Consider the following 18,575-nt stretch of genomic DNA (forward strand, 5'->3'; position numbering starts at 1 on the left):
ACCGTGCACCAGGGTGGTCAGCTCCTCGGCGAGTGCGCGCTGAGCGAGACGGGCGGCCGGTCGCTCGGCGGTATCGCGCTCCAGCTCCTCGATCTCCTCCTTCGAGCGGAAGCTGAAGATCCGCAGGAAGTTGGAGACGTCGCGGTCGTCCGCGTTCAGCCAGAACTGGTAGAAGGCGTACGGGGTGGTCAGCTCGGGGTCGAGCCAGACCGTGCCGGACTCCGTCTTGCCGAACTTGGTCCCGTCCGCCTTGACGATCAGCGGCGTGGCCAGCGCGTGCACGGACTTGCCGTCGGCCTTGCGGATCAGGTCCGTCCCGGCGGTGAGGTTGCCCCACTGGTCGCTGCCGCCGGTCTGCAGGGTGCAGCCGTAGCGGCGGTTCAGCTCCAGGTAGTCCATGCCCTGGAGGATCTGGTAGCTGAACTCGGTGTAGCTGATGCCGGCGTCGGAGTTGAGCCGTCGGGCGACGGCCTCCTTGGCGATCATGTTGTTGACGCGGAAGTACTTGCCCACGTCGCGCAGCAGGCTGATCGCGGACATCCCGGAGGTCCAGTCCAGGTTGTTGACCATGCGCGCCGCGTACGGGCCGTCGAAGTCGAGGAAGCGCGAGATCTGGCCACGCAGGCGGTCGACCCAGGCGGCCACCGTCTCGGGGTCGTTGAGGACGCGCTCGGCGGTGGGCTTCGGGTCGCCGATCAGGCCGGTGGCGCCGCCGACCAGGCCGAGCGGGAGGTTGCCGGCCTGCTGGATGCGGCGCATGGTGAGGATCTGCACCAGGTTGCCGAGGTGCAGGCTGGGGGCCGTCGGGTCGAAGCCGCAATAGAACGTGACCGGGCCGTCCGCGAACGCCTTGCGCAGTGCGTCCTCGTCGGTGGACAGGGCGATCAGCCCACGCCACCGCAGCTCGTCGACGATGTCCGTCACGGTCACGCTTCTCCTTCGATCGGGCGTCCGCCCGTCTCGGGCCCGGTTCGGTCGGGCCCCGGTGCGGAACGACTCCAGCGTGTAGAGCCTACGCGGTCCCGGCCAGCGAGTTTCCGCGGAGGCGGCCGGCCGGAGTCCGCCGGCCCCGCTCGACCGGCCCGCGCACCGGCCCCCGACCCGTGAGCACCGCGGGCGTACCCCGCGTCGGCGGCGCGGCCGCCGGCCCGCCGCCCCCGCATGGCCACAGGTCCGTCGCCACTCCGCCGCCGCGCGGCCACCGCCCTTGTCCGACACCGGAAATTCCGTTGTTCGTCGGCCCGGAGCCCCTTCAGAGTGGTCCCACCGCCGCGCGGCGGCAGTGACGTGTGTGGAGACGGTCGTGCCGCCGTGGCACGCCCGCGGAAAGGGTTGGCCGAGGTGCGCAGCACGCTGGTTCTGAATGCAAGCTACGAGCCCCTGACGACGGTGTCGCTCCAGCGTGCCGTCGTCCTGGTGCTCCAGGACAAGGCGGTGGTGGAGCAGGCGCATCCGTTGCGCACGGTCCGCGGTACGGGGGTGACCGTGCCGGTGCCACGGGTGATCAGACTGCAACGGTACGTACGGGTGCCGTTCCGACAACAGGCCCCGTGGTCGCGTCGCGGTGTCCTGGTCCGTGACCAGCACCTCTGTGCCTACTGCGGGCGCCGGGCCACCACGGTGGACCACCTGCAGCCGAAGTCGCGGGGTGGGGCGGACAGCTGGATGAACACCGTCGCCGCGTGCGCCGAGGACAACCAGCGCAAGGCCGACCGGACTCCGGAGCAGGCGGGGATGCGGCTGCTGCGCAAGCCGTTCGTGCCGACGCCGCAGGCCACCCTGATGATGGCGCTGGGCCTGCGGGGCTCGGAGGTCCGGGAGCTGGCCGACTGGCTCCCGGCGGCCCCGATGGCGCCCGCGCCCTCCGCCGCCTAGCGAACGCGCGCACGCGACTCCCGCGAGGCCGGGACAGCGCGACGTCCGCCACTCCCGCGCCTTCGCGACGCGAGCCCTGCGGCCGGGTGCCGGGCCTCAGCCCCTGGCTTGGTACCCGGCCGCGGTGCCGAAGTTGGCCGCGTGCTCGGGCACCGCGACGACCTGGCCGCCGCCGACGAGCACCCGGCCGGAGACCAGCAGCGAACCGGTGCCCTGCGGGAAGTTGCCGCCGACGCTCTCCTGGCCGCCTGCCAGGGCGAAACGGCTGAGGTGGGCGGGCTGGTCGCGGCGCTCGTCGACGGCGAGCAGCAGCGCGCTGCCGTCGACGCCGACCGCCCGGACCTCGCCCTTCTCGCTCGCGGCGGTCTTCCAGCGCTGCTGCCCGGTGTCGAGGTCGTATCCGACCACCGAGGCCGGGCCGCCGGCGTTCACCGGGACCAGCAAGGTGACCATCGTCCGATCCTGGAAGAACACCCCGGGCGTGGCCGAGAACGTACCGTGGCCGACGTCCAGCCGGCCCTCCCCCGCGGCGACCGGGATCTCGGCGGCCGGGTCGCCTGAGGCGCCCCAGGCGAAGACCTTGTCGTCGGTGGGCTTCTCGCCGGTGGTGAGGACGACGGCCGGCTCGGCTGAGAGCACCGTCACGGTCTTCGGCTGGTTGTTCAGCCCGCGCCACCAGCTCACTTTCCCGTCGGCGGTGTTGAGCGCGACAGCCTGGTCGGTGGGGGTGGAGTCGGCGCAACTGCTGGCGATCACCACGGTCTTGCCCGCGGCGCCGCCGGAGAGGCTGCAGAACTTGCCCTGGCCGGTGTACTGCCAGACGTCCTTCCCGTCGGCGGACTCCCAGGCCACGGCGCGGTCGTCGCCGACGGCGATCACCTTGTCCTCGGTGACGCCGACGTGGGCGGTGTAGGCGCCCTTGGCGTCGGTGACGGACTTGGTCCAGGCGGTCTTGCCGGTCTTGGTGTCGACGGCGACCACCGAGGTACAGGGACTCTTCGGGTCAGCCTGAGGACGGAACAGGGCCGCGCCGACACCGGCCGCGTTGACGCTCGGGGACAGCCCGCAGGGAACGGCGCCGGCGGCCGGGGGCTCGACCGACCAGGTGGGCTTGCCGTCCGCCCGGTCGTAGGCGTGGACGCCGGTGGCGTCGGCGCGCACCACCGCGTCGGACAGCAGCCAGCTGCCGACCAGGGTGTCGTCGGTGCCGGACTGGAGAGCAGCGGCCGGCTGGGCGGACCAGGCCTTGGCGTGAGCGACCGCGAAGCCCGGCTCGCTGCCGGTGCCGTCGGCGGAGTCGGTACCGCCGTCCTCGGTGGCCACCAGAAGGGCTGCGGCGAGCAGCACGCCCAGCGCGGCGACGCCCGCTCCCGCCCGGATCGCCAGGGACCGCCGGCTCGGCGCGTGCTCTGCGGAGACCACCGAGTCGGCGGCGGCCCGGGCCCTCGCCGCAAGGCCGGTCCGGCCGTCGCCGGTGCGGGCCGGCTCGGCGACGGGCGCAGTCGACCCGCCGGACCCGCCGGACCCGCTCGCACTCCCGGAGCCGGCGCCCCGGTCCGGGCCCTCGTCGACGTCCCGGCCGGAGCCCCGGTCGGTGTCCGCCGCGGGCTCGGACTCCTGCTCGGGGTCGGGACGCAGGTATCCGTCGGCGGTGTACTCGGCGCCCACCGGGGCGTAGAGGTCGGCCCCGGCCGGGTGCTGCGGGACGGCGTAGTCGGCGTACTGCGGCTGTTGCTGCTCGTAGTCGGTGTACTGGTAGTACAGCTGCTGGTCCGCGCCGTAGACGCCCTGTCCGTAGACCGTCTGCCCGTAGCCGGTCTGCCCGTCCGACGCCGCGTATTCGGACGCGCCGTGGCCGGCCGTGCCGTAGCCCTGTTCGCCGTAACCGCCCTGCCCGTACGACCCCTGCCCGTACGCGGACCCGTGCCCGTACGCGGCCTGCCCGTCCCCGTGCCCGGTGCCGGCCTCGTACGGTCCGCTCCCCTGCCAGGGCTGCTGCTCGGGGTCGGCCGCCGGCCAGTCCTGCCGGTGGTCGGTCTGCTCCGGGTACCAGGGCTGCTGCTGGGCGCCGCCGAGGGGATCCTGAGCCATCCGTTCCGTCCCTCCCGCCGCCCGCCGTGGAGGGGCCAGCATCTCACGCCACCCGGAGCGTCCCGTTCCGCCCCGGGGAGAAGCCCCGGGAGAAGGGGGCCGGGACACCGTGCGGAGCGGGACCGCGGGCGGGACGGAGCCGGAGCCGGACCTCCGCGGTCAGGCGGACTCGGCGCGCAGGGCCGTGTCGATGCGTGCGGCGAGGGTGAAGTCGAGGGCGGTCAGGCCGCCGGCGCTGTGTGTGGAGAGGACGAACCGCAGGGTGCGCCAGCGGATGTCGATGTCGGGGTGGTGGTCCAGCGTCTCGGCCTCGCCGGCGACGGCGACGACCACCCGGATCGCCGCCGGGAAGTCCCGGGCGTCGGCGGTGCGGCTGATGGCGTCGCCGTCCCTGGTCCACTCCGGCAGGGCGGCCATGGCGGCGGCGATCTCGTCCTCGGTCAGGCGTGCTCTGCTGCTCATCGGACCGCTCCCACGGGTCGGAGTGTTGGGTGGCACCGCCCGCGGCGGGGCGTCAGGCCTTCCGGCGCGGACGCGGCACCAGTTCGCCGCCGCAGTTGGGGCAGCTGGCGGCCATGGCGTCGGTGCAGTCCGGACAGAAGGTGCACTCGTAGGAGCATATGGAGGCGGGGCCGTCCGCGGTCAGCGACACCTCGCAGCGCTCGCAGATCTCACGCATCTCCAGTGCCATGACGTCCTCCGGGTCGGTCGGTACAACTCTGCAAAGGCCGAGGTGTGACGGTCGATCAGCTGATCAGCAGCTTGGTGACGGCGATCAGGCCGACCACCACGATGACGCCCCGCAGCACCGGCGCCGACAGCCTGCGGCCCACCTTGGCCCCGACCAGGCCGCCGACCAGCGAGCCCGCCGCGATCAGACCCGCGGCGGCCCAGTCGACCGTCGAGGTGAACAGGAAGAAGAGGGCGGCGACGGCGTTGACGATCATCGCCAGGGCGTTCTTCACGGCATTGATGCGCTGCAGCTCCTCCTGGAGCAGCATGCCCATCAGGGCCAGCAGCAGGACGCCCTGGGCCGCACCGAAGTAGCCGCCGTAGATGCCGGTGAGGAAGACGCCGACGAGCAGTGCGGCGCCACCGTCCGGATCCCCGCCGGGACGGCGGCGGGCGGCGACCGCCTTGGCCACCCTCGGCTGGATCACGACCAGGACCAGGGCCAGCAGGATCAGTACCGGGACGATCGCGTCGAAGGCGGCGCTCGGCAGTTCGATCAGCAGTACCGCGCCGACCAGCCCGCCCAGCAGCGAGGCGGTGCCGAGGCGCAGCAACCGGCGGCCCTGGTCGGCCAGCTCGCGCCGGTAGCCGATCACGCCGCTGAGCGAACCGGGCACCAGGCCGAAGGAGTTGGAGACGTTGGCGGTCACCGGCGGGATGCCCACGGCGAGCAGGACGGGGAACGTGATCAGGGTTCCGGAGCCGACGATCACGTTGATCATCCCGGCTCCGACGCCCGCGACCAGGACGGCGATCGCCTCCCAGAGCGTCATGGGCCACCTCTCGTCTCGGTCCTGTCCGACGATCATGCCGGACTGCGGGCGCGGCCCACCAGACCCTCCCATCATTCGGGACGCACACCACATGCCGCCGCGCACCGAGCCCGCACGCCGAACCCGCACCGCCCGGCCGGGAAGCAGGCGTCCGCGGGAACGGCGACGGGCCCGCCCCCGGGTGGGGGCGGGCCCGCGCCGCACGGGTGGTCGGCCGGTCAGGCGGTCGACCGGCCGGTCGGACCGGTCACTCCGGGTCGATCTTGCGGTACTCGCGGGCCGGGTCGACCCGGGGGCGGGCGGCGCCCTTGGTGTCGGTGTCCAGTGGGCGCGGACCGGCCGCCGGGTCCAGCGGCACCTGGGTGGCGGCCGGTGCGACGGCGCTGGGGGCCGCGACGGCGGCACCGTTCACGCCACCGTTGCCGGTCAGACCGGTGAAGGCGCCGCCGAGGCCCTTGAGCGCGTCGCCGACCTCGCTCGGGATGATCCAGAGCTTGTTCGAGTCGCCCTTGGCCAGCTCGGGCAGGGTCTGCAGGTACTGGTAGGCGAGCAGCTTCTGGTCGGCGTCGCCGTCGTGGATGGCCTCGAAGACGGTCCGGATGGCGGCGGCCTCACCGTCGGCGCGGAGCACCGCGGCCTGGGCCTCACCCTCGGCCTTGAGCACCTCGGCCTGCTTCTCACCCTCGGCCTTGAGGATCTGCGCCTGCCGCTGGCCCTCGGCGGTGAGGATCGCGGCGCGCTTGTCGCGGTCGGCGCGCATCTGCTTCTCCATCGAGTCCTGGATGGAGGTCGGCGGCTCGATCGCCTTCAGCTCGACGCGGTTGACGCGGATGCCCCACTTGCCGGTGGCCTCGTCCAGCACGCCGCGCAGGCCGGCGTTGATGACCTCACGGGAGGTCAGAGTGGACTCCAGGTCCATCGAGCCGATGATGTTGCGCAGCGTCGTGACGGTCAGCTGCTCGATCGCCTGGATGTAGCTGGCGACCTCGTAGGTGGCGGCGCGCGCGTCGGTGACCTGGTAGTAGATGACCGTGTCGATGTTGACGACCAGGTTGTCCTGGGTGATCACCGGCTGCGGCGGGAACGGCACGACCTGCTCGCGCAGGTCGATCCGGTTGCGCACGCGGTCGATGAACGGGACGACGATGTTCAGCCCTGCGTTGAGCGTCCGGGTGTAGCGGCCGAAGCGCTCCACGATCGCGGCGCTGGCCTGAGGGATGACCTGAATCGTCTTGATCAGCGCGATGAATGCCACCACGACCAGGACGACCAGGACGATAAGGACGGGTTCCACGGACTCTCCCCTAGACGACCAGGGCGGTCGCGCCCTGGATTTCGACGACGTCGACCTGCTGCCCCGGCTCGTACACGCTGCCGGGGTGGAGCGCGCGGGCCGACCAGATCTCGCCGTTGAGCTTGATCCGTCCGCCCTCCCCGTCGACGGTTTCCGCGACGACCGCGGTGGCGCCCTGGAGCGCCTCGATGCCCATCTTGACCTGCGGGCCCTTCTGCAACTGCCGGTAGGCGATCGGCCTCACCACCACCAGCAGCCCGGTCGAGACCGCGACGAAGGCCAGCACCTGCCACACCACGTCGGCTCCCAGGCCGGCCAGGCCGGCGGCGGCGAGCGCGCCGACCGCGAACATGGCGAGCTCCGGCATCGCGGTGAGCACCAGCGGTATGCCGAGGCCGACGGCGGCCAGAAGCCACCAGATCCAGCTGTCCACGTGTCCATCCTAAGGAGGGCGGGCCTTCGAGGCGGAAGGTTCCCGCAGGTGGAGGGGCGGAAACCGGTCGCGCGTGCGACCGGTTCGGGACCGGCGGCGTTCGGCGCCCCCGGCGCGGGCCCGGGCGGGCGCCCCGCAGGGGCGCTGCGAGGTCCGGCAGGAGTGCGGCCGGGCTCGCCGACGGCCGGTCAGCGGCCCCGGCGGGGAACGGCGGTGGCTCAGCCGAGCGGCAGGCCCTGGGCCGACCAGCGGTCGCCGTGGCGCTCCAGGGTCAGCGGCAGGCCGAAGCACTTCGACAGGTTGCGCGCGGTCAGCTCGGTGTCGATCGGGCCGGCGGTGAGCACCTTTCCCCGACGGATCATCAGGACGTGGGTGAAGCCGGGGGCGATCTCCTCGACGTGGTGGGTGACCATCGCCATGGCCGGCGCGAACTCGTCCTGGGCCAGCGCGCCGAGGCGGCGCACCAGGTCCTCGCGGCCGCCGAGGTCGAGGCCGGCGGCGGGCTCGTCCAGCAGCAGCAGCTCGGGGTCGGTCATCAGGGCGCGGGCGATCAGGGTGCGCTTGCGCTCGCCCTCGGAGAGGGTGCCGAACTTGCGGGCGGTCATGCTGGACATGCCGAGCCGGTCCAGCAGGGCCAGGGCGCGGGACTCGTCGGACTGCTCGTACTTCTCCTGCCAGCTGACCGTCATGCCGTACGCGGCGGTGAGCACCGTCTGCAGGACGGTCTGCTCGGCCGGCAGCTTGTCGAACATGGCCGCGCCGGCCAGGCCGATCCGGGAGCGCAGCTCGAAGACGTCGATCTCGCCGAGCTTCTCGCCCAGGATGGTCACCTTGCCGGCGGTCGGGAACAGGTACGAGGAGGCGATCTGCAGCAGGGTGGTCTTGCCGGCGCCGTTGGGGCCGAGGATCACCCAGCGCTCGCCCTCGGAGATGGACCACGAGACCTGGTCGACCAGCGCGCGCTCCTCCCGGACCACGGATACGTCCACCAGCTCCAGCACGTCGCTCATGCCTACGCCTTCCCCAAAACAGAAATCACGGCCGTCGGTGCGGGCGGGCAGCCTACCCCGGCGGCCGGGTGGCACGGAGTGGGTGCGCCGCACACGCATGGGCAAACCTACGCCACGCGGATGACCGCCGATTCCGTAGGCTGGCCGGATGCTCTCGACTCCTGCCGACAATCCGTACGAAGAGCCCCGTTCGGGGAGGCTCACCGCCTGGGGCAACGCCCTGCTGGCCGGGCTGGCGGCGCCCGACGACGCCGCCGCGGCCGTCCTCGGGGCGGACGAGAGCCACCGCGTGACCGGGCTGCCCGGGGACGCGCCCGGCGAGCAGCACGGGCTGACCTGGGCGCTGGGGCGGCTCCGGGTGCTGGGCGTGAAGGGCCTGCGGCTGGCCCTGCCGACCGCCGGGCACCCGCTGGGGCTGACCGGCCCGGCGCCGTTCAACGAGCGCGCGATGGGCTCGGGCGAGGCGGTGCTGGCGGTCGGGCTGCCACTCGGGCTGGTGCCGGAGACCGAGGTCTTCGGCCCGGCCGGGGACCGCTCGGCGACGGTGTTGTGGCGGTGCTCCGAGGTGAACGACGCGCCGCCGGCCGACGTGCCGTCGCTGCACGAGGCCGAGCGCGAGCTGGCGGACGGGCTGCGCGAGGCGACCGTCCTGCTCACCCGGCTCGACGTGGCTGGTGCCGGGCCGGAGGCACTGCGTGCGCTGGACGCTTACCGGCGGCGCGGGAACGCCGAGCTGCTGGCACCCGGCTACCCGCCGCGGGCCGTGCGCGTGCTGGAGTCGGCCCGGCAGGTGTCGGCGCTGCTGTCGATCGCCTCGGGCGGCCACGGCGCCGCCGTCAGCGCGTCCGAGATGGCGGCGCGGCAGTCCGTCCTGGCGCCGCTGTGGCGCACCGCCCGGCGGGCCCAGGTGGCCGCCTACAACGCCCTCGTCGACGAGCGCGAGGACCGCTGACCGCTGACCGCTGACCGACCGCCGGCGCCGTGCGGGTGTTGCTAGGGTTCCCGGACGGCTCCGTTGCGCACGGCCCAGAGCGCCGCCTGCGTCCGGTCCGCGAGGTCCAGCTTCATCAGGATGTTGGAGACGTGCGTCTTCACCGTCTTCTCCGACAGGTGCAGGCTCCGGGCGATCTCCCGGTTGGAGCGGCCGTCGGCGAGGTGGCCGAGGACCTCGCGCTCGCGCTCGGTCAGGCTGCCGCCCCGCCCCTGCGGCGGGCGGGGCCCGTCGTCGGCGAGCAGGGCCTCGGCCAGCTCGGGCTGGAGCAGCACGTGGCCGGCGTGGACGGAGCGGATGGCGCCGGCCAGCGCCTCCGGGTCGACGTCCTTGTACACGTAGCCGGCGGCGCCGGCCCGCAGGGCGGGGACCATCGTGCGGTGCTCGGTGAAGCTGGTGACGATCAGGATCCGGGCCCGGCTGCCCTCGCCCTTGAGCGTGCGCAGCGCCTCGATGCCGTCGACGCCGGGCATCTTGAGGTCCATCAGGACGACGTCCGGGTCGAGCTCGCGGGCCCGGTCCACGCCCTCGGCCCCGTCGGCGGCCTCGCCGACCACCTCGATGTCGTCCTGCACCTCCAGGAAGGTGCGCAGGCCTCGGCGGACCACCTGGTGGTCGTCGACCAGCAGGACGCGGATCGCCGGCGTGGTGTCAGGCACCGGGGACCTCCATCTCGACGAGCGTCCCCCGGCCGGGGGCCGAGTCCAGGGTGAGCGTGCCGCCGACGGCGGCGGCGCGGTCGCGCATCGAGGCCAGGCCGAGGTGGCGGCCGGCCCGGCGGACCGACTCGGGATCGAAGCCGCGGCCGTCGTCGCGCACCCGCAGGACGGCGCCGCGCGCGGGGGTGCCGGCCAGCGTGACGGTGACGCGCCGGGCGTCGGCGTGGCGCAGCGCGTTGTGCAGGGCCTCCTGGGCAACCCGCAGCAGTGCCGCCTCCTGGGCCGGGGGCAGGGCACGGACGCCGTCGGCGGTGAAGGCGACGTCGGCGGTGTGGGCGCGGTCGAGAACCTGCACCTGGGAGGCGAGGGTGGCGCTGAGGCCGTCCTCCTCCAGTGCGGCGGGGCGCAGCTCGACGACGACGGCGCGCAGCTCGTCGGCGGCCTCGGCGGCGAGCCGGGCGACCTCGGCGAGTTCGGCGCGGGCGCGGGCCGGGTCGCGGTCGACCAGCTTGGCGGCGGCCTGGGCGGTGAGGCGCAGCGAGAAGAGCTTCTGCGAGACGGCGTCGTGCAGGTCGTGGGCGATCCGGGCGCGCTCGCCGGCCAGCGTGAGTTCGCGGCTGCGCTCGTAGAGGCGGGCGTTGGAGAGGGCGAGGGCGGCGTGTGCGGCGAGTATCCGCAGCAGTTCCTCGTCGTGGTCGGTGAAGAGTCCGCCGCCGCGCTTGTTGGCGAGGAAGATGACGCCCATGACCTGCGGTTCGTCCTCGGCGGCGTCGGTGTCCAGGATCGGCATGCCGAGGAAGGCGTCCATCTCCGGGTGGGCGGCGGGCCAGCCGCCGAAGGAGGGGGCGCGGCGGACGTCGGTGAGCCGGGTGGGGCCGGTCTCGTGCAGCATCGTGGCGAGGACGCCGTGCTGACGGGGCAGCGGGCCGATGGCCTTCCACTGCTCGTCGGTGATGCCGTCGACGACGAACTGGGCGAAGCCGCCGTGGTCGTCGGGCACCCCGAGGGCCGCGTACTCGGCGCCGAGCAGGCCGCGGGCGGAGGCGGTGATCCGGCGCAGGACCTCGCGCACCTCCAGGTGGCGGCTCATCGCGAGCAGGGCCCGGCTGACCGCCTCGATGCCGGCCAGGCAGGGGTCGCAGGCGGGCATCGGACCGCCGGAGGGCGGGCCGACCCGGAGGTGGGCGGTGGACGGGGTGGGCATACCGCCAAACTACCGCCGCCCGCCCGCCGCCCGCTTCGGTCGGTGGGTGTGCGGGCCGCAGGACCGCAGACCTAGGCCACGGGCCCCACGGGGGCGGGAACGCCGAGGGGCGGCCCTCCCCGTCTCCGGGGAGGGCCGCCCCTGGTGTGCGAGCGGCGAAGGGCTCAGCCCTTCTGCATGACCTCGGGCTCGTGGCGGCGCTGCAGGCGCGTGATGATGACGCCGAGGACGACCGAGATCACCACCAGCGCGCCGGCGTCGATCAGCAGCTGGGCGACGCTGTGGTCCCACAGCGGGTCGTAGTCGGGGTGGTTGAAGTCCTTGTTCCACGGACCGAGCAGGTGCGAGAGGTCCAGCGTGGTGGCGACCATGGCGGTGCCCCAGCGGGCCGGCATCAGCCAGGCGACCTGCTCCAGACCGGGCTTGCCGAAGATCTGGAAGAGGCAGCCGGTGAAGACGACCTGGACGATGGCGAACATGACCAGCAGCGGCATGGTCTTCTCCGCGGTCTTGACCAGCGCGGAGATCATCAGGCCGAACATCATCGCGGCGAAGCTCAGCAGGATCATGCCGACGGTCATCTCGATGATCGGCAGGTCCTTGACGATCAGGCCGTGCGCGGGAAGCTTGCGCGGCAGGAAGCCGACGGCGGAGATGATCGCGCCCTGGATCACGCTGAAGACACCCAGCACGATGATCTTGGACATCATGTACGCCGAGCGGGAGAGCCCGGTGGCTCGTTCTCGCTCGTAGATCGCGCGCTCCTTGATCAACTCGCGGACCGAGTTGGCCGCGCCGGAGAAGCAGGCGCCGATCGCCAGGATCAGCATGATCGTCGCGGCCCCGCTGTTGATCCCGAGCTGGTTCTTCGGGTTCGGCGCCAGGCCCGCCGCGTTGGGGATCAGCACGCTGACCGCGCCGATGACCGCGGGCAGCAGCACCGACAGCGCGAGGAAGCCGCGGTCCGAGGCGAGCACGGACATGTAGCGCCGCATCAGCGTCCACAGCTGGGAGCCCCAGCTCTGCGGCTTCGGCGGCCGGACGGCCTCCTGGGCCACCTGCACGTGCTGCACCTCGCCCGCCTCCACGGTGGGGGCGGAGTACTGCTGGTAGTGCACCGAACCGCGGTAGCGGCCGGCCCAGTCGTGGTCCGGGTAGTTCTCGAAGGCCTGGAAGACGTCGGCCCAGGTCTCGTAGCCGAAGAAGTGCAGCGCCTCGTCCGGGGGACCGAAGTAGGCCACCGAACCGCCCGGCGCCATCACCAGCAGCCGGTCGCAGAGGGCGAGTTCGGCCACCGAGTGGGTGACGACCAGGATGGTGCGGCCGTCGTCGGCGAGGCCGCGCAGCATCTGCATGACCTCGCGGTCCATGCCCGGGTCCAGGCCCGAGGTGGGCTCGTCCAGGAAGATCAGCGACGGTTTGGTGAGCAGCTCCAGGGCGACCGAGACGCGCTTCTGCTGGCCGCCGGAGAGCGCAGTGATCTTGTTGTCGGCGCGCTTGTCGAGGCGCAGCTCGTACAGCACCTCGTCGATCCGGGCCTCGCGCTCGCGAGCCTCGGTGTCGCCGGGGAAGCGCAGGCGGGCCGCGTACTTGAGGCCGGTGCGGACGGTCAGCTCCTTGTGCAGGATCTCCGACTGCGGCACCAGGCCGATGCGCGAGCGCAGCTCGGCGAACTGCTTGTACAGGTTGCGGCCGTCGTAGAGGACGTCGCCGCGGTCGGCCGGGCGGTAGCCGGTGAGGGCTCGCAGCAGGGTCGACTTGCCGGAGCCGGACGGGCCGATGACCGCGACCAGGGACTTCTCCGGGACGCCGAAGCTGACGTCGTTGAGCAGGACCTTCTTGCCGCTCTTGAAGTCGACCTCGACGGTCAGGTGGCGGGCCGAGAAGGAGACGGCGCCGGTGTCGACGAACTCCTGCAGCTGGTCGCCGACCAGGACGAAGCTGGAGTGACCGACGGTCAGACGGTCCTGCGGGCCCATCAGCTGGCGCTGGACGCGCTGGCCGTTGAGGAAGATGCCGTTGTGGCTGCCGAGGTCGACGATCTCGTAGCGGCCGTCGGGCAGCTGGCGCAGCTCGGCGTGGTGGCGGGAGACCTGGAGGTCGGAGACCACGATGTCGTTGTCGAGCGCGCGACCGATCCGGACGGTGTTCATCCCGGCGGTCAGGTTGCGGATCATCGTGGGCTGCGGGCCGCCGTCGTGCCGCGGGGCCGGCTGCTGCGGGCTCTGCTGCTGCGGGAAGGCGCCGTGCTGCGGGGCGTGTTGGGGGAAGCCCTGCTGCTGCGCGAAGGGCTGCTGCGGCGGCTGCTGGCCGCCCCACTGCTGCTGTGCCTGCGGCGGGACCGGCGGCTGCTGCGCGGGCGCCTGCTGCTGCGGTCCCGGCGCGTGGCTGCGGCTGGTCGCGGCCTCGTGCCAGGCGGGGGCCGGGGCGGCGGCCCGGGCCGGCGCCGAGAAGCTCAGGCGCGGGCCGTTCTCGGCGTTGCCGAGGCCGACCACCGTGCCGGGGAAGAGCTGGGCCTGCTGCGTGCGGGCACCGCCGGTGTAGGTGCCGTTGGTGCTCCCGTGGTCGTCCAGCTGCCAACCGGCCCCGTTGAAGGAGATGGTGGCGTGGTGCCAGGAAACCCGCGCGTCCTCGAACGGGAAGTCCGACTGCGGGTTGCGCCCGATGGTGTAGGACCGCCCCGGCTCCAGAGTCCGCTGCTGTCCGTTGATCTCAATGACGAGTTGCGGCACTGCGCGCCTGCCCCGCTCTCTCGGTCCCCCGATTTCGGCCCCCGACCGGGGCGGTGTCCTGCAATCTGACGGGGGAATCATTCCAGCCCGCCGCGTGTCGGTGAAAGTCACCCCCGGTGACTGTGACCGGTCGGCAACGATTCGCAGACGCCCCCACCACCGCTCCCCGATGTCACCTCTGCGCAACCACGCGGTCACCACGATCGTGCGCACACTTTCCACCGCCCCCGACCCGACCGGTCCACGACGCGGACGGGTGCCGTGGCCTCGCCGGACGCCCGGTAGCGTGGGAGGCATCATGAACGCATCGCCCTTGGCCGCCGAGCCGTTCCCCGCCCCGCAGCCCCGGACCGAGGACGAGCGCACCCTGCTCGTCAAGGTGTTCGGCAAGGACCGCCCCGGCATCACCGCCGGCCTCTTCGCCACGCTGGCCGGGTTCGACGTCGACGTGATCGACATCGAGCAGGTCGTCACCCGTGGCCGGATAACGCTGTGCGCCCTGGTCACCCCGCCGGCCGCCGGCGCCCCCGGTGCCGAGGGCGAGCTGCGCTCGACCGTGCACCGCTGGGCCGAGGAGCAGAAGCTCCAGGCCGAGATCATCTCCGGCATCGGCGACAACCGGCCGCGCCGCGAGGGCCGCTCGCACGTCACCGTGCTGGGCCACCCGCTGACCGCCTCGGCGGTCTCGGCGCTGACCTCGCGGATCACCGGGGCCGGCGGCAACATCGACCGCGTCTTCCGGCTGGCCAAGTACCCGGTGACGGCGGTCGAACTGGCCGTATCCGGGGTCGCCACCGAGCAGCTGCGTGCCGAGCTGGCCCAGGAGGCGGCCACGCAGCGGGTGGACATCGCCGTGATGGCGGCCGGGCTGGAACGCCGGGCCAAGCGGCTGGTGGTGATGGACGTCGACTCGACGCTGATCCAGGACGAGGTGATCGAGCTCTTCGCCGCCCACGCGGGCTGCGAGCAGCAGGTCGCCGAGGTGACGGCGGCCGCGATGCGCGGCGAGCTGGACTTCGCCGAGTCGCTGCGCGCCCGGGTGGCGCTGCTGGCCGGCCTGGACGCCTCGGTGACCGAGAAGGTGCGCACCGAGGTCCGGTTCACCCCGGGCGCGCGCACCCTGATCCGGACCCTGCAGCGGCTGGGCTTCCAGGTCGCGGTGGTCTCCGGCGGGTTCACCCAGGTCACCGACCACCTGGTGGAGCAGCTGGGCCTGGACTTCGCCGCGGCCAACACCCTGGAGGTGGTGGACGGCAGGTTCACCGGCCGGGTGGTCGGCGAGATCGTGGACCGGGCGGGCAAGGCGCGCTGGCTGGCCCGGTTCGCCGAGCAGGCCAAGGTGCCGCTGGAGCAGACGGTGGCCATCGGCGACGGCGCCAACGACCTGGACATGCTGAACGCGGCCGGGCTGGGTGTGGCGTTCAACGCCAAGCCGGTCGTCCGGGAGGCCGCCGACACCGCGGTGAACGTGCCCTTCCTGGACACCGTGCTCTACCTGCTGGGCATCACCCGCGAGGAGGTCGAGGCGGCCGACGCGCTCGACGGCACGCCGACCGAGTAGCCGCAGCCGAACGGGCGGGAGGGGCGCGCGCGGACGATCCGCGCGCCCCTCCCCCGTTCCGGTCGACCCGTCGCAGGCGCGGGCCCGCCTCGCTCAGTCCTGGGGCGTGTAGTACGAGACCAGCGCGGCCACGCCCGGCTCGACGCCCTTCCACGAGCCTCCGAAGCTGAGCACCGCGATGGCCGCGGTCGGGAAGCCGCCCAGCCGCAGCCGCTCCAGCGCGTCCCGGTCGCCCTCGTCGCCGGCCAGCACCTGGGTCAGCCCGAGCACACCGGGGTTGTGGCCGACCAGCACCAGGTCGGCGTAGTCGTCCGAGGTCTCCTGGAGGACGGTGATGATCTCGCCGGGGCTGGCCTCGTAGATCCGCTTCTCGTACACGGTCTTGCGGGAGCGCTTGGGCAGCTCGTGCGCGGCGAGCTTCCAGGTCTCGCGCGTGCGCAGGGCGTCGGAGCAGAGCACGTAGTCGGGGTTGATGCCGGAATCGGCCAGCCAGCGGCCGGCTTCCGGGGCCTGGTGGCGGCCCCGGTCGGCCAGCGGCCGCTCGTGGTCGTCGACGCCGTTGGGCCAGTCGGCCTTGGCATGGCGGAGAACGATGATCCTGCGGGGCGTGTCGGCGCTCATACCCAGCAAGCTTGGCAGAAAAGCCGCGCCGCGGCGCGATGCTCCCGGTTGCCGCCACTCGCAGGGGTGGAGGGTGCCGTCATGCGCCGTTCGCCGGGGCTTGGCCCGGTGGACCGCCGCCGGTCACCGCGGGTGCCGGCCGGTCACCGCGGGTACCGCGGCTGTGCTCCGGTCAGCCCAGGTTCTTGGCCACGATGGCGACGATGACGAGCGCCAGCACGATGCCGCCGATCGTCGCGGCGAGCAGGCCCAGCTTCTTGTGACCGTCGGTGGGGTTCGGTTCGAGTACGGGCATGACCGGATTCTCCCATCCCGAACGGGACCGCCCGCCACCGCCCCCGGCCCGGCCGGACCCCGCGGCGGCGGGATCAGGCCGGGCCGCCGTTCCCCGGCGGGTCAGGACCGGACGCCGGCGGCGACCGGGCGGGCCGCCTCGTCCTCGATGTGCCGGGCCATCGCCGCCCGCAGGCCGAACATCATCTGCGGCACCAGCAGCAGGGCCAGGAAGCCCAGCGGCAGGTACCAGGTGCCGGTGGCCTGGTAGAGCCGGCCGATCAGGATCGGGCCGGGGATGGAGATCAGGTAGCCGACGCCCTGCGCGAAGGCGGAGAGCTGCGCCACCCCGCCTGCGGTGCGGGCACGCAGGCCGATCATGGTGAGCACCAGCGGGAAGGCGCAGTTGGACAGGCCCACCAGGGTCGCCCAGAGCCAGGGCGCGGTGGACGGCGCCAGCGCCAGCCCGGCGTAGCCGGCGATGCCGCAGGACGCGAGCACCACCACGAAGAGCCGCTGGTCGCCACGGCGGGCGGCGAGGTTGGGCAGCACGAAGGAGACCGGGACGCCGATCACCATGGTCAGCGCCAGCAACACGCCGGAGGCGCCCTCGGAGACACCCGCGTCCTGGAAGATCTTCGGCAGCCAGCCCATCACCACGTAGGCGCCGGTCGCCTGGAGGCCGAAGAAGCAGGCCATCGCCCAGGCGGTGCGGCTGCGGGTGATCGGCAGCCGGTCCGCCGCCGCGCCGCCGGACCGCTCGCCGCGCTCGCGCCGGGTCACCATGACCGGCACCCAGAGCAGCAGGGCGAGCGCGCCCAGCCCGGCCCAGACGCCCAGGCCCACCCGCCAGTCGCCGCCGAGCGCGCCGGTCAGCGGCACCGTGACGGCCGCGGCGAGCGAGGTGCCGGCCGACAGCGACATCGAGTACAGGCCGATCATCGGACCGACCTTCTCCGGGAAGTACCGCTTGATCACCACCGGGATCAGCACGTTGGAGACCGCCACCCCGGCCAGCGCCAGCGCCGTGAGCAGCAGGAAGACCGCCGTGCCACCGGCGAACGAGCGGGCCAGCACGCCCGCGGTGATCGCGGCCATGCCGGCGGTGATCACTGCGATCGGGCCGATCCGCCGCGCCATGCCGGGGGCCGCGAAGCCGAAGAGCGCGAAGCAGAGCGAGGGGACGGCGGTGAGCAGCCCGGCCAGCGTCGGGTTCATCCCGAGGTCGGTGCGGACCTGGTCGAGCAGCGGCCCGAGGCTGGTGACGACGGGCCGGAGGTTGAAGGCGGCGACGGCGATCGCGACGGCGAACAGCCAGCCGAGGTGGCTGCTGCGGGCGGAGGCGGGCCGCTCGGCCTGCGGTCCGGCCCCCGTTCGGGGAGAGGTGGTGGTGTCTGCTGCGGGTGGCATGCGAGCCATCATAGAATGATGGGATGAATTAGCGCACCCTGGAGTTGGCATGATGTGCCGACCCGTCCGTGGCCGACCGCCCCGGCCAGTCACCCGCCCGGCGGCCCACCCCCGTGGGCCCGCAGGCACTGCCGACCCCCGAAGCCGCAAGGAGTCCCCCGTGGCGCTGTCCTCTCCGAGGCGCACCCCGCTGTCCGACCAGGTGATCGCGCAGCTGCGCGCCCAGATCACCTCGGGCGAGTGGCCCGTCGGCTCGCGCATCCCGACCGAGGCCGCCCTGGTCGAGCAGCTCGGCGTCGCCCGCAACACCGTCCGTGAGGCCGTCCGCGCCCTGGCCCACAACGGCCTGCTGGACATCCGGCAGGGTTCCGGCACCTACGTCCTCGCCACCAGCGAGCTGGCCGGGGTCATGCACCGGCGCTTCGCCGACGCCGACCAGGCACAGGTGGCCGAGCTGCGGGTCGCACTGGAGACCTCTGCCGCCGGCCTGGCCGCCACCCGGCGCACCGACCGCGACCTCGTCCTCCTGGAGGCCGCCCTGGCCCGTCGCGAGGGCGCCTGGCACTCCGGCGACGCCGAGGACTTCGTGCAGGCCGACGCCGCCTTCCACCAGGCCGTGGTCTCCGCCGCCCACAACGACGTCCTCGCCGCCGTCTACGCCGACCTGGGCGAGGTCACCCGGGCCCACCTGCGGCACGACGTCGGCCCCGAGCTGATCGCCGAGCGTTACCTCGGCCACGACACGATCCTGGACGCCATCCGGGCCGGGGACGCCGCCCGGGCCTCCCTTGAGGCGGGGCGCGCGATCGGCGCCTGTGCGACCGACACCGAGGCCTGACACCTGCCCGCGCCGGGGCCGCCCCTGCCCGGCGGCCCGTCCGGTTTGCCCGGGGGCTCCGGGGGGCGGGTTCCGACG

18 protein-coding genes (1 of these 18 only partly in view) are annotated in these 18,575 nt (G+C 73.2%); 4 read left to right on the top strand and 14 right to left on the bottom strand.

Annotation, left to right across the window (positions count from 1 at the left end):
- On the bottom strand, nucleotides 1-924 hold the 5' portion of the coding sequence (tyrS, locus tag ACF9IK_RS09770; RefSeq protein ID WP_395298529.1) for a tyrosine--tRNA ligase. It extends 345 nt beyond the left edge of the window; only the first 924 of its 1,269 coding nucleotides appear in the window; the start codon lies at nucleotides 922-924; its stop codon lies beyond the left edge, outside the window.
- 417 nt (nucleotides 925-1,341) lie between these two features.
- On the opposite strand from tyrS, the gene ACF9IK_RS09775 reads away from it, so the two are divergent.
- Entirely contained in the window at nucleotides 1,342-1,875 is a 534-nt protein-coding gene (locus ACF9IK_RS09775) for an HNH endonuclease (protein ID WP_395293841.1), read from the top strand.
- 96 nt (nucleotides 1,876-1,971) lie between these two features.
- Here ACF9IK_RS09775 and ACF9IK_RS09780 read toward each other — a convergent pair whose 3' ends face one another.
- From ACF9IK_RS09780 to ACF9IK_RS09810, 7 genes are all read right to left on the bottom strand, one after another.
- A complete protein-coding gene (locus tag ACF9IK_RS09780; RefSeq protein WP_395293842.1) occupies nucleotides 1,972-3,966 on the bottom strand; it encodes a PQQ-binding-like beta-propeller repeat protein in 1,995 nt (664 codons plus the stop codon).
- A gap of 159 nt (nucleotides 3,967-4,125) precedes the next feature.
- On the bottom strand, nucleotides 4,126-4,428 hold the full coding sequence (locus ACF9IK_RS09785) for a 4a-hydroxytetrahydrobiopterin dehydratase (RefSeq protein WP_395293843.1): 303 nt from the start codon (nucleotides 4,426-4,428) through the stop codon (nucleotides 4,126-4,128).
- Between the two features lie 52 nt (nucleotides 4,429-4,480).
- Entirely contained in the window at nucleotides 4,481-4,657 is a 177-nt protein-coding gene (locus ACF9IK_RS09790; protein WP_395293844.1) for a DUF1272 domain-containing protein, read from the bottom strand.
- A 55-nt stretch (nucleotides 4,658-4,712) separates the two neighbouring features.
- Nucleotides 4,713-5,471: a sulfite exporter TauE/SafE family protein gene (locus ACF9IK_RS09795; RefSeq protein ID WP_395293845.1), complete on the bottom strand. Its 759-nt coding sequence runs from the start codon at nucleotides 5,469-5,471 to the stop codon at nucleotides 4,713-4,715.
- Between the two features lie 247 nt (nucleotides 5,472-5,718).
- Nucleotides 5,719-6,765, bottom strand: coding sequence for an SPFH domain-containing protein (locus tag ACF9IK_RS09800; RefSeq protein WP_395293846.1), 1,047 nt, complete (start codon nucleotides 6,763-6,765; stop codon nucleotides 5,719-5,721).
- Nucleotides 6,766-6,775: 10 nt separating this feature from the next.
- Nucleotides 6,776-7,198 carry an NfeD family protein gene (locus tag ACF9IK_RS09805; protein ID WP_395293847.1) on the bottom strand — a complete coding sequence of 141 codons (423 nt, stop codon included), beginning with the start codon at nucleotides 7,196-7,198 and terminating at the stop codon, nucleotides 6,776-6,778.
- Nucleotides 7,199-7,416: 218 nt separating this feature from the next.
- Nucleotides 7,417-8,208 carry an ABC transporter ATP-binding protein gene (locus tag ACF9IK_RS09810; RefSeq protein ID WP_395293848.1) on the bottom strand — a complete coding sequence of 264 codons (792 nt, stop codon included), beginning with the start codon at nucleotides 8,206-8,208 and terminating at the stop codon, nucleotides 7,417-7,419.
- 148 nt (nucleotides 8,209-8,356) lie between these two features.
- Here ACF9IK_RS09810 and ACF9IK_RS09815 point away from each other — a divergent pair, with 148 nt between their 5' ends.
- Complete coding sequence (locus tag ACF9IK_RS09815) at nucleotides 8,357-9,160, top strand: hypothetical protein (RefSeq protein ID WP_395293849.1); 804 nt, start codon at nucleotides 8,357-8,359, stop codon at nucleotides 9,158-9,160.
- 41 nt (nucleotides 9,161-9,201) lie between these two features.
- On the opposite strand, the gene ACF9IK_RS09820 is transcribed toward ACF9IK_RS09815, so the two are convergent.
- From ACF9IK_RS09820 to ACF9IK_RS09830, 3 genes are all read right to left on the bottom strand, one after another.
- The gene (locus ACF9IK_RS09820; RefSeq protein ID WP_395293850.1) at nucleotides 9,202-9,858 is read right to left on the bottom strand and encodes a response regulator; all 657 of its coding nucleotides are present in this window, start codon (nucleotides 9,856-9,858) and stop codon (nucleotides 9,202-9,204) included.
- Nucleotides 9,851-11,062: a GAF domain-containing sensor histidine kinase gene (locus tag ACF9IK_RS09825; RefSeq protein WP_395293851.1), complete on the bottom strand. Its 1,212-nt coding sequence runs from the start codon at nucleotides 11,060-11,062 to the stop codon at nucleotides 9,851-9,853. The genes ACF9IK_RS09820 and ACF9IK_RS09825 overlap by 8 nt, the downstream gene beginning before the upstream one ends.
- Before the next feature lie 164 nt (nucleotides 11,063-11,226).
- On the bottom strand, nucleotides 11,227-13,794 hold the full coding sequence (locus tag ACF9IK_RS09830; protein WP_395293852.1) for an FHA domain-containing protein: 2,568 nt from the start codon (nucleotides 13,792-13,794) through the stop codon (nucleotides 11,227-11,229).
- A 298-nt stretch (nucleotides 13,795-14,092) separates the two neighbouring features.
- On the opposite strand from ACF9IK_RS09830, the gene serB reads away from it, so the two are divergent.
- A complete protein-coding gene (gene serB, locus ACF9IK_RS09835) occupies nucleotides 14,093-15,355 on the top strand; it encodes a phosphoserine phosphatase SerB (RefSeq protein WP_395293853.1) in 1,263 nt (420 codons plus the stop codon).
- Between the two features lie 93 nt (nucleotides 15,356-15,448).
- On the opposite strand, the gene ACF9IK_RS09840 is transcribed toward serB, so the two are convergent.
- From ACF9IK_RS09840 to ACF9IK_RS09850, 3 genes are all read right to left on the bottom strand, one after another.
- Nucleotides 15,449-15,976 (bottom strand): SixA phosphatase family protein, encoded by a 528-nt coding sequence (locus ACF9IK_RS09840; protein ID WP_395293854.1) that lies wholly within the window; start codon nucleotides 15,974-15,976, stop codon nucleotides 15,449-15,451.
- Between the two features lie 172 nt (nucleotides 15,977-16,148).
- On the bottom strand, nucleotides 16,149-16,271 hold the full coding sequence (locus ACF9IK_RS09845) for an SGM_5486 family transporter-associated protein (protein ID WP_395293855.1): 123 nt from the start codon (nucleotides 16,269-16,271) through the stop codon (nucleotides 16,149-16,151).
- A 101-nt stretch (nucleotides 16,272-16,372) separates the two neighbouring features.
- Nucleotides 16,373-17,659 carry a CynX/NimT family MFS transporter gene (locus ACF9IK_RS09850; protein WP_395293856.1) on the bottom strand — a complete coding sequence of 429 codons (1,287 nt, stop codon included), beginning with the start codon at nucleotides 17,657-17,659 and terminating at the stop codon, nucleotides 16,373-16,375.
- 160 nt (nucleotides 17,660-17,819) lie between these two features.
- Between ACF9IK_RS09850 and ACF9IK_RS09855 the strand changes: the two genes are divergently transcribed.
- Nucleotides 17,820-18,497 (top strand): FadR/GntR family transcriptional regulator, encoded by a 678-nt coding sequence (locus tag ACF9IK_RS09855; RefSeq protein WP_395293857.1) that lies wholly within the window; start codon nucleotides 17,820-17,822, stop codon nucleotides 18,495-18,497.
- Nucleotides 18,498-18,575: the final 78 nt, after the last annotated feature.

Source organism: Kitasatospora hibisci (genome assembly GCF_043950205.1).
In the GTDB taxonomy this organism is placed as follows: domain Bacteria; phylum Actinomycetota; class Actinomycetes; order Streptomycetales; family Streptomycetaceae; genus Kitasatospora; species Kitasatospora hibisci.

Bases quoted from the DNA above. Each gene is read 5' to 3' on its own strand.
- ACF9IK_RS09780 (WP_395293842.1), bottom strand. From the start codon at position 3,966: ATGGCTCAGGATCCCCTCGGCGGCGCCCAGCAGCAGCCCTGGTACCCG.
- ACF9IK_RS09785 (WP_395293843.1), bottom strand. From the start codon at position 4,428: ATGAGCAGCAGAGCACGCCTGACCGAGGACGAGATCGCCGCCGCCATG.
- ACF9IK_RS09790 (WP_395293844.1), bottom strand. From the start codon at position 4,657: ATGGCACTGGAGATGCGTGAGATCTGCGAGCGCTGCGAGGTGTCGCTG.
- ACF9IK_RS09795 (WP_395293845.1), bottom strand. From the start codon at position 5,471: ATGACGCTCTGGGAGGCGATCGCCGTCCTGGTCGCGGGCGTCGGAGCC.
- ACF9IK_RS09810 (WP_395293848.1), bottom strand. From the start codon at position 8,208: ATGAGCGACGTGCTGGAGCTGGTGGACGTATCCGTGGTCCGGGAGGAG.
- ACF9IK_RS09815 (WP_395293849.1), top strand. From the start codon at position 8,357: ATGCTCTCGACTCCTGCCGACAATCCGTACGAAGAGCCCCGTTCGGGG.
- ACF9IK_RS09825 (WP_395293851.1), bottom strand. From the start codon at position 11,062: ATGCCCACCCCGTCCACCGCCCACCTCCGGGTCGGCCCGCCCTCCGGC.
- serB (WP_395293853.1), top strand. From the start codon at position 14,093: ATGAACGCATCGCCCTTGGCCGCCGAGCCGTTCCCCGCCCCGCAGCCC.
- ACF9IK_RS09840 (WP_395293854.1), bottom strand. From the start codon at position 15,976: ATGAGCGCCGACACGCCCCGCAGGATCATCGTTCTCCGCCATGCCAAG.
- ACF9IK_RS09845 (WP_395293855.1), bottom strand. From the start codon at position 16,271: ATGCCCGTACTCGAACCGAACCCCACCGACGGTCACAAGAAGCTGGGC.
- ACF9IK_RS09850 (WP_395293856.1), bottom strand. From the start codon at position 17,659: ATGCCACCCGCAGCAGACACCACCACCTCTCCCCGAACGGGGGCCGGA.